The sequence below is a fragment of the Bifidobacterium actinocoloniiforme DSM 22766 genome (assembly GCF_001263395.1).
Classification (GTDB): Bacteria; Actinomycetota; Actinomycetes; order Actinomycetales; family Bifidobacteriaceae; genus Bombiscardovia; species Bombiscardovia actinocoloniiformis.
In genome coordinates this window covers 515,731-529,890 of sequence record NZ_CP011786.1, presented here as the reverse complement: position 1 = coordinate 529,890, position 14,160 = coordinate 515,731, and the positions used below count along the sequence as shown (strand labels likewise).

Genomic DNA, 14,160 nt, shown 5'->3' with positions numbered 1-14,160 from the left:
AGTCCGCAGTACATGGACCGCAGCGACACACAAATGCCTGCCTATGCGACAGTCAGAACCACTCGCCCATCCTGCGAGCGCACACCCTCGCCCCTGCCCAGGCAACCGGTGAAGTCGCGACCGTCTGAGGAAGCGATAGTCACCTGATTCCCATTGCGCTCGGCGAAGAAGACAACATCGTCGCCTGCCTCGTCCCGGACACGGGTCTGGGCCTTGCCGTCCTGGGCCAGGAAAACGGAAACCGTGGCATCGGTTCCATAGGCGTACTCAGTGCTGGCCTGACCCTCCCGGGTGACCAGGACGGTTCCGTCTCGAACCCAGAACGGCACGGTATCGAAACCATCCTGCTCACTGATCCAACGACCGGCCTGGCGGCAGTCTTCCTGCTTGCCGGTGAACCAGTTGGTCCACACTCCCTTGGGCAGGTAGCAGTCCACGTCTCCGGAGTAGGAGAAGACCGGGGCTACCAGCAGAGAAGGACCCAACATGTACTGTCGGTCACAGTCCCGGGCGGTCAGATCATCGGGAAACTCTATGAACATAGACCGCATGACCGGCAGGCCTTCCTCATGCGCCCCGAGTCCTACCTGGTAGAGGTAAGGCATGAGCGATATCTTCATGTTCGTGAACTCACGCAACACACTCACGGCGGTCTGCTCAGGAGGATTGACCACACCCCGGCGTTCGTCCTCCTGGTCGAAGAGCCAAGGCACCCGATAGACGGTGGAGCCGTGCAGACGGGAGTGGGAGGAGAGCAGCCCGAATGCTATCCAACGCTTGTAAACCGCTGGATCGGGATGGGTACCCTCGAAACCGCCGATATCGTGGCTCCAGAAGCCGAAACCGGAGCTGGCCAGTGAGAGACCGGCTCGGAGGGTCTGGGCCATGCCGTTAAAAGTGGACTCACAGTCCCCGCCCCAATGGACCGGTTGCTGCTGCCCACCGACGGTCGCCGACCTGGCGTACAGGCAGGCCTGCCCCTTGCCACGGGCCTCCTCGATGGCATCGAAAACCGTCTGGTTGTACAGCTGGGTGTACCAGTTGTGCATAGTGGTAGGATTAGACCCATCGAACCAGACCACATCCGAGGGGATGCGCTCACCGAAATCAGTCTTGATGGCATCGACCCCCTGGTTCAGGAGGGTCTTTATCTTCTCCTTGTACCAGTCGCGGGCCTGGGGATTGGTGAAGTCCACCAGTCCCATGCCGGCCTGCCATAGGTCGGTCTGCCAGATGTTACCGTTGGGTTTACGTACCAGGTAGCCCTTGGCGGCCCCTTCATCGAAGAGTGCGCTTTCCTGACCGATATAGGGATTGATCCAGGCGCAGACGTGCAGACCCCTGTCCTGGTGGAGGCGGCTCAGGGTTCCCTCGATATCGGGGAAGAACCGCTTGTCCCATTGGAAGTCGGTCCAGTGGAACTCACGCATCCAGTAGCAGTCGTAGTGGAAGACGCTGAGCGGTATGTCCCTCCCGGCCATGCCGTCAATCATGGAGGTGACCGTCTGCTCATCGTACTTGGTGGTGAAGGAGGTGGTCAGCCAGAGGCCATATGACCAGGCTGGAACTTTGGCGGCCCTGCCGACCAGGGCGGTGTACCTCTCCAGAATCCGCTTGGGATGAGGCCCTGCAATCAGGTAGAAGTCGATGGTCTCGCCGGGCACACTGAACTGTACGGTCTCGGTGTTCTCAGTGGCCACCTCGAAGGAGACGTGCCCCCTGTTGTTGACCAGGACGCCATACCCATTGCTGGTCATGTAGAAGGGGATGTCCTTATAACCCTGCTCGCTGGCGGTGCCGCCGTCCTCGTTCCAGATGTCTACGGTCTGACCGTTCTTCAGATAGGGGCCAAACCGTTCGCCGAAGCCATAGACCCGCTCACCCACACCCAGGCCAAGCTGGATGGAGGTGAAGACCGGCGACTCGTCATAGGCACTGGCCGTGGGGGAAACGCCGAACTCCCCAACCGGTTGGGTGGACACCGCCGCGTCAGGCCCAAGAAGGAACCTGGCCAGGGACTTGCCCCGGGCATGGGTCAGCTCCCTTTCACCGCACCTAAAGGTCATATCGAAGGAGTCGCCCTTGGTCACGGTCAGGCTCAGGTCACCGCTGTCCAGGCGGACGGTGGCACCTTCCTCGCCGATCTCACCATCGCCAAGGCCCTGGGCGCTGGCGGTTACGCTTCCCCCGTCGGAATCCTGCTCATTGATTGGGAACCCGGGGCAGACCCTGCTGCCCTTCCAGTGCGAGGCTTGGACACGAATTATGCCCTCTGCCGGTGATGAGGCATGAATGCGGAAGATTGGAAGATTGAGTGTATTCGCCCTATCATGAATTACCTGCGTAGTGGCCAGCACGTCTATGCTTTTGCCATCATCGCCCACCGATAGTTCATAAGGCGAACGGGCATACAGAGCCTCGACCCCAGGCCGAGTCAACCAGTATCCATTGGTGAATTTCATTTATTTCACTGCTCCTGTCGTAATGCCCCTGGAGAGGGTGCGCTGGAAGACGAGGTAGAAGATTAGTGTGGGTACGATGCTAATCAATGAGGCCGCAGCCGTGGTTGTCACATCCATAAGCCTGTCTCCTGTCAGGGAGGCGATGGCAATCGGGACGGTCTGCTTGGAGTTGTCAATCAAGAAGGCCATGGGGATCATGTACTCGTTCCAGGTCCAGATGAAGAAGAAGACCAGCATGACACTCAGCGTGGGCGTGGATATGGGGAAGACGATGTCCTTGAGCACCCTCCACCTGCTGGCACCGTCGATGGTGGCGGCCTCAAGGATGGCCTTGGGGAAGGTGCCATAGACCGAGGAGAGCAGGTAGGTACCGAAAGCGCTCTGTATGACGGTGAATATGATTACGATGGCCCACTGGGAGTTGTAGAGGCCCATGCCTTTGAACATGATGTAAAGCGGGTAGAGCAGGGCCTCCTGGGGCATCATGTTGGCAAGCATGATCAGCAGAGTGATCCACCGCCGACCCTTGACCCGTCCAATGCCCAGTGCGAAGGAATTCAGCACGGAGAGACCGACCGCTAGAACCGACACCAGTCCGCTGATCCAGATGCTGTTCCAAACCTTTTGGGGGAACCTGACCCTGGTCCAGAACTTCTCCAGGCCGGCCAGGCTGAATTCGCTGGGCCATGAGAGCGGGCCTGATGCGTTGTAATCGGCCGCGGTCTTAAAGGCGTTGAGGAGAAGGATGAAGAAGGGGAAAAGCATGATCAGACCGCCGATGATCAGCAGGACCAGAATGGCCCAGTCTCCCATCGTCCGGTTCTTCCTTGCTTTGGGAAGCGTGGTATGTGCACTCATGTCTTACTCCTCATCCTCTTTCTCAACTCGCTGCTGAAGGTTGGTGAAGACAATCGATATGATGATGATGACCACCGTCAGGGCAGTTGCTATGGCCGCTCCGTACCCGACCTGCTGGGACTGGAAGAACTGGGTATAGGAGTAATAGGAGGGCACGATGGTGCTGTCGCCAGGGCCTCCCTTGGTCAGCATGTATACAGGAGCGAAGACCTTCAGGGCTGCGATGGTGCAGGTCAGGGCAACCACGAAAATCTCGGGCTTGATGGCCGGCAGGGTGATGACCTTGAACCGCTGCCACCAGTTGGCCCCATCCAGACTGGCCGCCTCGTACAGTTCCGGATTGACCCTCTGCAGACCAGACATGAAGATGACCAACGGATAACCCAGCTGAATCCAAATCATGATGATCATCAGGAATATCAAAGCCGTATCAGGCGATCCCAGCCAGTTGTGTTGTAAGCGCCCCAGGCCTATCCCCTTCAGAATGGCATTGAGTGCCCCGTTCTCTGGCCGGAAAATCCAGCCCATGACAAGAGCGGCCACGGAGATGGGCAGCAACTGGGGGAAGTAATAGATGGCCCTCATGGTCGAAGCGGTCTTGGCGCCGAAACGCTTCTGCACCACGTCGAACACCAGAGAGGCCAGAATCAGACCAATCAGGATGGGAATGACCACCATGGCCACAATCATCCAGATCGAGTTGCGAAAGGAAGCCCAGAAGGTGGCATCCCTTATGAGTCTGGACCAGTTATCCAACCCAGCCCACTTCGGCGGACGTATGCCTCGGTAGCTGGTGAAGCTCAGATAGATGTTCCAGATGGCCGGCACGATAATAATCCAAAGCAGGACCAACAGGCCTGGTATCAGATACAACCAGAAGCGGTTAGACGGATTACCCGGTATCCGGGACATCCCGCGCTCTTCCTCGGTCCTGGCGGAGACCGATTTGGCGCCTTTCTTTCTTCGTGATCCCATGTTTCACTTCCTCATACACAAATGATGTCCGAGTGATGTCCCGCAGGGCCGTAAATCCACTCCCTGATGGGAGCTGATCCGTTGACCGGCGCTGCGGGACTACCTGGTGAATAAAACCAGGCTCAGATCGACTGATCGGGTAATCCGAGCGATCTTGCGTTTACTTCTGCTTCACGCCTGACGTCTCAACACCCTTGTCGTACTTGCCTTGAAGTTCCTCAAGCACGTCCTTGGGGGCCTTGGTACCGTTGACCAGCTCCTGCAGGCCGGCATCGAGCTCGTCATAGAGTGAGGAAGTGGGCCAATCGGGATAGTAACCCAGACGGTCATCCTTGATGACCTCGTTGAACCCTGATATCAGTTCCTTGCTCTTGGGATCGACTATCTTATTGGAATTAGCGGCGATGGGCAGGCCACCGGAGTTGCCCATCAAGTTCTGGTTTTCCTCGCTCAGGGTCATGTTGATGAACTCGGCAGCTGCGTCCTTCTTCTTAGAACGCTCGGGAATAACCCAGATATTACCTGATCCGCCAGGAATCTTCTTGGCTTCGGGGAAGAGACCGACCTTCCACTTGAGGTTTGGAACATCATTCTGGAAGCGTCCGAACCACCATGATCCCGAGAAGAACATGGGGTAGGTGCCCTTCATGAAGTTCTGCCCGGCATCCTCTGCCTTGAGACCGGTGGAGTCCTTGCTGATGTACCCCTTGTCGACCCAGTCCTTGATGGTGTCAGTGGCATAGGTCATAGCGGGACCCTCCCAGTCGACCTTGCCGTCATAGCGCTGGTAGGCGTTGATTAGCTTGGTATCCGCCTTCTGCAGGACCAGCTGCCACCAGAGGTGCTGCAAAGGATACTCAGCCACGCCCTCGGACAACGGTGTTACGCCGTTGTCCTTGAATTTCTGCATGGCCGCTTCCAGCTCGGACATGGTCGTGGGAATGGCGATGTTGTACTTTTCGAACATGTCCGTGTTGTAGTACATCATCACGTCCTCGCCGTAGGTGGTGATGCCATACCAATCACCTGATCCCATGACGCCCTTCTCGTCATACTTACCGGGGGCGGCGAGTGATCCGGTAATCTTCTTATCCCAGTCGTACTTCTTGACGTAGTCGTTCAGGTTGGACAGCAGTCCCTGGCTCGAGAGCAGGCCGGCCGTGGCGTTGCCCTTGTTATACTCCATGACATCGGGGGCATCGTCGGAATTCAGAATCTGGCTGGCATTCTGCCTGATCTGCTCGAAGGTCTTCTTCTCGAAGTTGACCTTGACTCCGGTCTTCTTCTGGTAATCGGCGATGGCCTGCTTCCAGGCTTTGCCCTGTGCGCCGGTATCCTCCTCGTAGTACCAGATCTTGATGGAATCAGGGCGCTCCTCCTGGGCGCTGTTACTGCCGCCGCAACCAGACAAGGATGCAAGTCCCACGAGACTCGCCACGGCTGTTGTCGCCGCCATGATTTTTTTAGACACCTTCATTGGAGTCTTCTCCTTTCGGCCTCATTGCTCAAGGGTTATCCGCGATGTATAACCTGTACTTAATATATTTATGGCACTATCATCGGCCGACTATTTCGACATTTTTCGACAAGTCGTTTCAGTTGGAGGTACGGGCCGTTCAGCCTCTACCGGGAACTGGGCCGACCGATCCTCGGCGAAGGTAAATCGAAGGAATCAGCTCAACCGTCCCGATACTGGATTCACGCCCTTCAATACGATCCATGAGCATGTCCACTCCGCGGGAGCATGTCTGGTTGGGCTGCATGGGAATCTCATCTATGGGCTGTTCCATGACCGAAGCGTTGCCGAAGGTGCTCAAGGCTAGGAGCGATACATCGCCGGGAATGGACTTGCCTCGTATGGACAAGGAACCGATGACGTTATTCATGTGACTGATGTTGGTTTGGGCCATAATCGCCGTTATGCCCGGGGTCTGCTTGTAGGCTGACGCAATCACCTCCTCCACGTGCACTGCGTCATCGCCGGTGGAGTATTGGAAGTCTAGGTGCATTCCCAGCACCTTTGCTCGCATTTCAACGGATTCCCTGGTCCGGACCAGGAAGTTCGATCCTTGGCGGTAGCTTTCTTCACCGGCTCCGATCATGAGCACATTCCGATGCTCCAACCGGTAGAACTCATCAATGGCCATCCTTCCCATGGCCTCGAAATCGGTATCCACGGAAACAAGGTCCGCATGATCCTTCGCGCAACCGATAGAGACATAGGGCACCATGGATGTTCGCGCATGAGCCACTCGCTCATCGTCGGTATTGACGTCCAGCAGCAGTACCCCGTCGACGATGCCGCTGTACGACATCCGCAGCAGTTCATCCTCCTCGTTTTCATCCATAAGCAGCACGACATTGTAGTGGTAGCGACGCGCCCTGCCTACAACGGCGAAGAAAAATGCGGCATAGTTGCTGTAGTCGGTGTAGCTGTGCATGGGGGAACTCAGTGCTATCAACCTGGTCCGGGCCCCTTGGCGCAGCATGGCGGCCCCCCGCCTGGGACGGTAATCCAAGAGACGAGCAGCCTCAAGAACCTTTAACTTGGTCTCATCGCTGACTCGTCGTTTTCCCGAGAGGACATATGAAACGGTACTGATGGAAACTCCGGCTTCAGCGGCGACATCCTTAATCCCAGCCACGAGACCTCCTGGGGAAAGGGGAAGTGAGCATGACCAAATATATCATTGCTTATCCGCCGCTTAGGCGGAATCGCTCCGAAACGATACGAAACAGGCCATCCCGTCAATACGAATAGGGAAGGGGCAGGCTTCAGTCGTATCCGATAGTCGGAGCAGGTATTCGATATTGCCACGCGCTCGGGTATGGGCGATGCCCCCCTGACCCCGAAACCTAATTTCAGGACATGACATACTTGGTCAACCGTTCCACAGCCTGGACGTGACGGTCCTCCTCATTAGCCACACCATTTGACGCTGGCGTCCAGCTTGGTGTGTCGCTACAGTCCAGTGGGGGGGGGGAACAAACATACCGTTTACCTGAACCAGTCCACAGATTAAAAGCAGAACCCGAATTGATGACAGCATGAGCAATCAATTCGGATTCACGCCCCTACGGAAAATCTGGACCCGAACAATGATCGAGACAGGTCAAACTCGATGCACTTCCTGGCAGGAACCACAGCTTGGAGATATTGACAATCCAAAAGCAACCAACCCATCAACAAACAGGCAATCCACATATAACTTACTTCCCTGATGGTGGACGACTCAAGGATGGCTCAGCGCACCAGTTTGCGCAACTCTGCCCAACCACTTCATTGAAGGCTTGGGAATCCTCTCGAAGGTGTCAGGATCGCTTGAAGCCAAACCAGAGGTGGGTTTAACCGAGCTCTATTCGTAGTTGTCGAGCAAAGACCAATGCAGATAGCCCCGCATGTCTATCCCATCGTCCATGGCCTTATGGAGCCCAGCCAAGGCATAGTATGCATATTCGATGCGCCGAGAGTCGTCACCGATGGCAATCCTGTTTCCGGTAGCCACTACCGGAACGTGGTCAGCCACATCCCAAGTATGGTGGACTGCGTGTTCCACGGATTGGGGGTAAAACTCGCAGCCGGTCAGGATACGCTCTACACCGTCGACGATGGGCAGGGGCCTCTCTGGTCCAATGATTGTCCAGAGGCAAGCCTGGGCATGGAAAGCTGGAATTACTTGATGCCGGTCATAGCTACACCTTGGATGAAGTAGCGCTGCAGGGCTACAAAGAGCAGCAGAATCGGCGTAATGACCAAACCGCGCCCGCCAACAAGACTCCATAATTGGTGGCGTTTTGCCCTGTCGAGTACAAGGAAAGCGCCACCGGCAAGGTATAACGATCGTTGGTCTGCATAGCGACCAATAGCCACAGGAAGTTGTTCCAAGAGGATAGGAAGGTCAAAATACTCAGGGTTGCAAAAGGCAGCTCGCACCGGAGAAGGACCATGGACCAGAAGATCCTTAGCTCACCAGCACCATCCACCCGGGCCGCTTCTAGAAGGGCATCCGGAATCCCCATCATGAACTGTCTCACCAGGAATACACCAATGGGCTGGGTCAGGAAAGGCAGGATCAGGGCCCAATAGGTATTGGGCAACCCCATGTCGGACACAATGACAAAGAGCGGTACACAAGTCAAGACACTGGGCACCATGAGGGTGATCACGACGGCACCGAAGGGAATGCGTTTGCCCGCGAAATCCATCTTTGCCAGCGCATATCCGACCATGAAGCAGAAGACCACGCTCCCCAGGACCGTAATCACCGCTACAATCATGCTGTTGACAAAGTAGGTCACAAAGTTGAGCTGTCCGAACCACTTGGCATAGTTCTCCACCGTCGAGTTCTCCGGCCAGAAAGTAGGAGGGGTAGAGAGGATCTCCCCCTAGCCCTTAATCGAACCCAAGGCCATCCATATGACGGCGAATATCCAGGCCAAACCGACCACGGCCAGAACCGTATAGGTAAGACTGCGTCCCCTCATAAACCTCTTCCATAGGGAGGGCTTGGTCCGGCCCGCTTGAGCAGAACCGGAATATGCAGAAGTCATGATTGCCTCATTCCTGCGTGCGGAGCACCCGGAACTGCAGGGCGCTGACCAAGGCGATGATGATGAAGAGGATGTAACTGGCCGCTGATGACAAGCCGCACTGCCCGAAGCTGAACTGCGGGTAGACATAGTAGGAAGCGGACAGTGCCGAGTTCAGGGGCCCACCCTGGGTCATGACGAAAAATTCCTCGAAGAACTGCAGGTAGGTCACTAACAGGAGCACGGCCCCCAAGAGCAGAGTCGGCCTCAGGAGGGGCATGGTGATGCTCCAGAATGTCCTCGTCTTGGATGCGCCATCTATGGCCGCCGCCTCCTTGACATCCTCAGGAACGGCCTGGAGTACGGCAAGGAAGATGATCATCAGGGTACCCATGTTGCGTCATGTGGTCATGACAATCAGAGCTGGCAGAGAGAAACGGATGTCATGCAAACAATCCGGGCCCTGAATCCCGACCAGGGCCAGGGCGTCGTTGAGCAGTCCACTGCGTTGCAGGATATATCGCCAAACCACTGAAACAGCCACCACACTGGACGCGACCAGAGCATAATACAGAGCTCGGAAGAAACTGTTCAAGTGCTTGGCGCCCTTATTAAAGGCTACAGCAAAACAAAGCGCCAGGGCCATGGTTATGGGGCAGCCAGACCACCACGAAAATGCCGGCGATATCGAGGGGCCGCAAGAACTGGGAATCCTTGAACAGCGTCGCGTGCTGCTGAAGCCCGACAAAGTTGACATTGAAAGAAGTCTTGAGGTCCCTTGCTGTGATATCGGTAAACGACATCATCAAAGAGGACAGAAGTGGGCAAGAGCATGAAAACCACGAAGACAAGGGTGAAGGACAAGGCGGACCCCATGCGACGAGGGTCCGCCTACGACGGAGGAGCGAGGACGAACGCCCACCCCCGTATCCTTCGACGGATGCTTACGACTCATGTTCAGTTGCCCATCCCGGCTGATTCCGCCTCGGACTGGAACTGTTCCAGACCATTGTCAACACTGAAGGCACCCTTGTTGATTTGCTCCATGATTTTATCGACCGAAGCACTGACCTGTGCACAGGTGATGACGGACGGGGTAGCCTTCATGCTCTTCATTTGGATGGCAAAAGAGGTCAGCTTCTCATCATTCTTCAGCTCCGGATCCTCCCAAGCCTTGGACGAGGTCGGAAGATCGGCGGAAAGCTTGTACCACTTGGCCTGGGTCTCAGGCTTGCTCATCCACTTGGTCATCTTCCAGGCGGCATCCTTGTTCTTAGAGTCCTTGAATACAACCATGTCGCGGCCTCCCGAATAGGAAACCGACTCCTTCTCACCCTTGGGCAGAGGAGCAGTGGTGAACTTGTTCCCCATATCAGGACCACCTACCTGCTCCACCTGGCCGATGGCAGTGAAGCCTTCCATCATCATGGAGGTTTTGCCCGAGGCGAAGGCGGCCATGTTGGTACCCGCACTGGTATCGGCATTCACATCTGCAATACCTTCCTTGAAGAGATTGCTGGTATAGGTGATAGCCTTTCGCATCTCCGGGGTGTTCAAGGTCCACCTCTTACCTTACTCGTCGGTCAGCGAGGTGCCAGCAGAAAAAGCGAATGGAAGATCAGCGATGAAGTTGTCCGTTCCAGCAGGGTTCAGGTAGAGACCGAAGTGCGTGCCGTCCAGCTTCTTCATGTCTTTGCCCATTGCGCTGAGCTCATCCCAGGTCTTGGGAGCGTGGCCCTAACCGGCCTGCTGGGCCAGATCAGTGCGGTATAGAGGACATGGGTGTCGATATACCAAAGCACACCCAGCTGCTTACCCATCGACCTTACCGCCCTCAACGGGGCCGGATGCCATGTCATCCATGGAGAGGTTGCTTGGCACGGTCGAGAGGGCATTGCTGAAATCGGCCATCCAAGTGTTGATTATCTAGGCCAAATCTGGACCATTGCCAGCCGCAATGGCTGTCTGAAACTTGTCGTGAGCGGAGTCCCAAGGTATAGAGGTCACTTTGACATGAACGTTCGGAGTTCTCCTTTTCAGAGTCTTTGACCAGCTCAGGAAGCTTCTTCCCTTCGGCTCCCATCGCCAAAGCGTCAAAACGCCCTTTGCTGGCTTGCTGTCGATACTGGAAACAGTGGAATCGGTGTCTTTGGCGTCCCCACCTTCGGTACGTCCACAGGCTAAATTCCGGCAATTGTAGCCAGGCTGCAGACCACGGCATCCGTCACACGAGCCTCTCTTACTTATTCTCTGCATTACATTCCTCCTCGAATAAATACAAATCTAAGCACTTAGGGCCTATGGGAACTTAACGTGTTGTTTATGTTGGGAGTTTGGGCTTGTGGCAGTGGTCGTGTCGGATGGCGTCAATAAACCCGGGGTCTTCATGGGGAGGGGAGGTGCCGGGGGGGGCGTGGCGTCCCGTTCAATTGGTGCATAAGGACCAGGTCGAAGAGGGCCAGACATTGCCCGATACACCGCGGGCCGATGGGCAAGCACTGGCGCGCGGCGTCAGGTTCGCCGCGGCGGATGTGCCCGTCCCGCTCGCTGACGTCCACCGCACGGCCCACGGACCGTCTGCGGTCCGCCCAGCCGGAAGGAGTTCCTGGACCGGCTGCCTCCTCGGGCGGGGCACAGGAACAGACGGGGGTCACGGGGGCCCGGGCGCGGCGCAAACAGGTCGGCTGGCGCCGGAGCATACCCCGTCATCGAGCCGCACGGGGATGGCCCAGCACACGGTCACGGCCCACGGCACCTACATGGCCCACCGCCGAAGCCGGGTCATAGCGACTGACGGGGCCAGCGGACAGGCCATCGACCGGCGATGCTGCCACTACGAGAACACCGAGGCGCCCACGGCCCCCTTCTCCCGCATCCCGCAGCCGGACGCGCTCATCGCCGAAGGCCTGCGCGGCGCGCAGAAGGTCCGCGGGGCCATCTAGCTCGGCACACGCATGCAACGCTGCCCAGTGCACGCGCAGCGCAGCACCAGGGCCGATCTGACATGCACCCCGCTCCCGGTGGGGCGAGGCCCCCAACGCCTGGCACGAGCGGCGGAAGAGGTCCATCAACGAACGCGCCATGGCCAAGAACGACCCGAACCAACCCCAAGTCCGCAAACGGCTCTTGGCGACGAACCCGCCAGGAGCTGAGGCGACGCTACCGGCGCCTGGAACGCTTGCCCCTTAAGGGCCGGCGCTTCGCCTTCCTGGAACCCGGCCCGACCGAAAGTGCCCAGTGGAACGCCGCCAACCGGCTGGAGGGTGGCCCCAACTGCCTGATCAAACGCACCCTCCTGCAACCGCCACGGCCAGCCCGAGGGGCACATGGGACGTGCCCGCGAACGGCGATGCCACATGAGAGGCGCCGACCCCGACCCCACCAGCCTGATCAGGGACAAGCACCACCAGCCGCAATCGGCATGGGAACAAAGGACCGGACAGCAGACGGACGGGCCCGACAACTACGGTCCCGCCATCAATCGGAACGAGTTCGACACACCCGTCAGACACCCAACAGCAGGATCCGATGGACGCGCAACCAGGCACATACCCAAACCCTAAAACAACACGTTCAGCTCCCGTAGACCCCGATTGGTGGCATACGAAAAATTCCAAGGCCCGAAAGCCTTGGAATTTTGCTATCTCGTCGGGCCGGCGGGATTTGAACCCGCGACCCCTTGACCCCCAGTCAAGTGCGCTACCAAACTGCGCTACGGCCCGAACAGTGCTACAAGCACCGAAGAAAAACTGTAGCACACAGGGTAGGTCTTGCCAATCGCTCGGCGCGTCAGGCAGTTAGCTTATCCCACTTGCATCCACCGCCTTTGGCCGTCCGCATGACCATCGATTACACTGGTCCTAACGCAAGGGAGGAGACTGATGGATTCCAAGGCATTAGAACACTGCCGCGCGAAGATGCACGATAAGCAGATGAGCGACGTGGCTATTGCGCAATTCGAACACATGTATAAGACCTGGAGCGACGGGGATGTGGACCACTGCATCCGCGAGCATGATGTGACTCCGCTCAAAGACGTGCCGACCTTTAAACAAGTGCGCGAATCCATGGACATGGACTTCGCTTTGGAGGCATTCTCCAAAGCCGCTTTCCTCAAACTGAACGGGGGACTGGGCACTTCCATGGGCTTGGAGAAGGCCAAGTCGTTGTTGCCCGTGCGCCGGCACAAAGCCCGGCAAATGCGTTTCCTCGACATCATCCTGGGCCAGGTCATCACGGCCCGCAAACGGTTGGACGTGCCACTGCCGTTGACGCTGATGAACTCCTTCCGCACCTCCGCGGACACCCTACGGGTGGTGCACCGCAACAAGAACTTCGCGCAAAGCGAGGTCCCCATCGAAATCATCCAGCACAGCGAGCCCAAGATAGACCTGGCGACCGGCGAGCCTGTGTCATACCCGGACAACCCGGAGTTGGAATGGTGCCCGCCGGGGCATGGTGACCTTTTCTCCACGATTTGGGAGTCCGGCCTGCTTGACACCCTTCAGGCCCAGGGCATCGAGTACCTCTTCATCTCCAATTCCGACAACCTAGGCGCCCGCCCCTCCCGCACCCTGGCCGGTCACTTCGCCCAGTCCGGTTCGCCCTTCATGGTCGAGGTGGCCCAGCGCACGGAAGCCGACAGGAAGGGTGGCCACCTGGTGGTTGACAAGAAGAGCGGCCGCCTGCTGCTCAGGGAGATGACCCAGGTCGACCCACGGGACAAGGCTTCGGCCATGAGCATCCGCAAGCACCCCTACTTCAACACCAACAGCATCTGGGTGCGGGTGGACGCGCTCAAGGCCAAGCTGGAGGAGCACCAGGGGATCCTGCCCCTGCCGGTCATCATCAACAAGAAGACCGTGGACCCAGCCGATCCGTCCACACCGGCCGTCATCCAGCTGGAGACCGCGATGGGGGCAGCCGCCTCGCTCTTCGAGGGAGCCACCTGCGTGAAAGTCGATCGTATGCGCTTCCTGCCAGTCAAAACCACCAGCGACTTGTTCATCATGCGTTCGGACCGTTTCCACTTAACCGACTCTTACGAAATGGAGGACGGCAACTACATCTTCCCCAATGTGCAGCTGGACCAGCGCTACTACCGCAACATCTCGGACTTCAACGAGCGTTTCCCCTACGGTGTGCCGGCGCTGGCCGCGGCCCAATCGGTGTCCATTCAAGGCGACTGGACTTTCGGGCGCGACGTCACCTTGTACTCGGACGCGAAGTTAGAGGACCCAGGGCGGCCCTCATACGTGCCCAATGGGCAGTTCATCGGGCCGCAAGGGGTGGAACCGGACGACTGGATCTAGGCGCTCCGCCCGACTGATGAACA

12 protein-coding genes, 1 tRNA gene and 1 pseudogene are annotated in these 14,160 nt (G+C 57.6%); 2 read left to right on the top strand and 12 right to left on the bottom strand.

What is annotated here, in order from left to right; all coding sequences use genetic code 11:
* Positions 1 to 41: 41 nt before the first annotated feature.
* From yicI to AB656_RS08060, 11 genes are all read right to left on the bottom strand, one after another.
* Positions 42 to 2,462, bottom strand: coding sequence for an alpha-xylosidase (gene yicI, locus AB656_RS02115; RefSeq protein ID WP_033504420.1), 2,421 nt, complete (start codon positions 2,460 to 2,462; stop codon positions 42 to 44).
* The gene (locus AB656_RS02110; RefSeq protein ID WP_033504419.1) at positions 2,463 to 3,320 is read right to left on the bottom strand and encodes a carbohydrate ABC transporter permease; all 858 of its coding nucleotides are present in this window, start codon (positions 3,318 to 3,320) and stop codon (positions 2,463 to 2,465) included. It lies immediately after the preceding gene.
* A gap of 3 nt (positions 3,321 to 3,323) precedes the next feature.
* A complete protein-coding gene (locus AB656_RS02105; RefSeq protein WP_033504468.1) occupies positions 3,324 to 4,232 on the bottom strand; it encodes a carbohydrate ABC transporter permease in 909 nt (302 codons plus the stop codon).
* 223 nt (positions 4,233 to 4,455) lie between these two features.
* Positions 4,456 to 5,772: an ABC transporter substrate-binding protein gene (locus tag AB656_RS02100; RefSeq protein ID WP_033504417.1), complete on the bottom strand. Its 1,317-nt coding sequence runs from the start codon at positions 5,770 to 5,772 to the stop codon at positions 4,456 to 4,458.
* A gap of 139 nt (positions 5,773 to 5,911) precedes the next feature.
* Positions 5,912 to 6,940, bottom strand: a complete 1,029-nt coding sequence (locus tag AB656_RS02095) for a LacI family DNA-binding transcriptional regulator (RefSeq protein WP_033504416.1) — start codon at positions 6,938 to 6,940, stop codon at positions 5,912 to 5,914.
* A gap of 711 nt (positions 6,941 to 7,651) precedes the next feature.
* On the bottom strand, positions 7,652 to 8,077 hold the full coding sequence (locus AB656_RS07795; RefSeq protein ID WP_236681894.1) for a family 1 glycosylhydrolase: 426 nt from the start codon (positions 8,075 to 8,077) through the stop codon (positions 7,652 to 7,654).
* Positions 8,019 to 8,633, bottom strand: a complete 615-nt coding sequence (locus AB656_RS02090; protein WP_236681893.1) for a carbohydrate ABC transporter permease — start codon at positions 8,631 to 8,633, stop codon at positions 8,019 to 8,021. The genes AB656_RS07795 and AB656_RS02090 overlap by 59 nt, the downstream gene beginning before the upstream one ends.
* 220 nt (positions 8,634 to 8,853) lie before the next feature.
* Complete coding sequence (locus tag AB656_RS08070) at positions 8,854 to 9,219, bottom strand: carbohydrate ABC transporter permease (protein ID WP_236681892.1); 366 nt, start codon at positions 9,217 to 9,219, stop codon at positions 8,854 to 8,856.
* A gap of 563 nt (positions 9,220 to 9,782) precedes the next feature.
* The gene (locus AB656_RS08065; RefSeq protein ID WP_236681891.1) at positions 9,783 to 10,382 is read right to left on the bottom strand and encodes an extracellular solute-binding protein; all 600 of its coding nucleotides are present in this window, start codon (positions 10,380 to 10,382) and stop codon (positions 9,783 to 9,785) included.
* Between the two features lie 15 nt (positions 10,383 to 10,397).
* Positions 10,398 to 10,526 (bottom strand): hypothetical protein, encoded by a 129-nt coding sequence (locus AB656_RS08135; protein ID WP_269078544.1) that lies wholly within the window; start codon positions 10,524 to 10,526, stop codon positions 10,398 to 10,400.
* 225 nt (positions 10,527 to 10,751) lie between these two features.
* The gene (locus AB656_RS08060; protein WP_236681890.1) at positions 10,752 to 11,081 is read right to left on the bottom strand and encodes an extracellular solute-binding protein; all 330 of its coding nucleotides are present in this window, start codon (positions 11,079 to 11,081) and stop codon (positions 10,752 to 10,754) included.
* Positions 11,082 to 11,261: 180 nt separating this feature from the next.
* On the opposite strand from AB656_RS08060, the pseudogene AB656_RS02075 reads away from it, so the two are divergent.
* Positions 11,262 to 12,388, top strand: a pseudogene (locus tag AB656_RS02075) (IS256 family transposase).
* 85 nt (positions 12,389 to 12,473) lie between these two features.
* On the opposite strand, the gene AB656_RS02070 reads toward AB656_RS02075, so the two are convergent.
* Positions 12,474 to 12,547, bottom strand: a tRNA-Pro gene (locus AB656_RS02070).
* A gap of 159 nt (positions 12,548 to 12,706) precedes the next feature.
* Here AB656_RS02070 and AB656_RS02065 point away from each other — a divergent pair.
* Complete coding sequence (locus AB656_RS02065; RefSeq protein ID WP_033504415.1) at positions 12,707 to 14,137, top strand: UTP--glucose-1-phosphate uridylyltransferase; 1,431 nt, start codon at positions 12,707 to 12,709, stop codon at positions 14,135 to 14,137.
* Positions 14,138 to 14,160: the final 23 nt, after the last annotated feature.

Coding starts and splice junctions, on each gene's coding strand:
- yicI (WP_033504420.1), bottom strand. CDS start 2,462: ATGAAATTCACCAATGGATACTGGTTGACTCGGCCTGGGGTCGAGGCT.
- AB656_RS02110 (WP_033504419.1), bottom strand. CDS start 3,320: ATGAGTGCACATACCACGCTTCCCAAAGCAAGGAAGAACCGGACGATG.
- AB656_RS02105 (WP_033504468.1), bottom strand. CDS start 4,232: ATGTCCCGGATACCGGGTAATCCGTCTAACCGCTTCTGGTTGTATCTG.
- AB656_RS02100 (WP_033504417.1), bottom strand. CDS start 5,772: ATGAAGGTGTCTAAAAAAATCATGGCGGCGACAACAGCCGTGGCGAGT.
- AB656_RS07795 (WP_236681894.1), bottom strand. CDS start 8,077: ATGGAGTCTTGTTGGCGGGCGCGGTTTGGTCATTACGCCGATTCTGCT.
- AB656_RS08070 (WP_236681892.1), bottom strand. CDS start 9,219: ATGGGTACCCTGATGATCATCTTCCTTGCCGTACTCCAGGCCGTTCCT.
- AB656_RS08135 (WP_269078544.1), bottom strand. CDS start 10,526: ATGGGCAAAGACATGAAGAAGCTGGACGGCACGCACTTCGGTCTCTAC.
- AB656_RS08060 (WP_236681890.1), bottom strand. CDS start 11,081: ATGCAGAGAATAAGTAAGAGAGGCTCGTGTGACGGATGCCGTGGTCTG.
- AB656_RS02065 (WP_033504415.1), top strand. CDS start 12,707: ATGGATTCCAAGGCATTAGAACACTGCCGCGCGAAGATGCACGATAAG.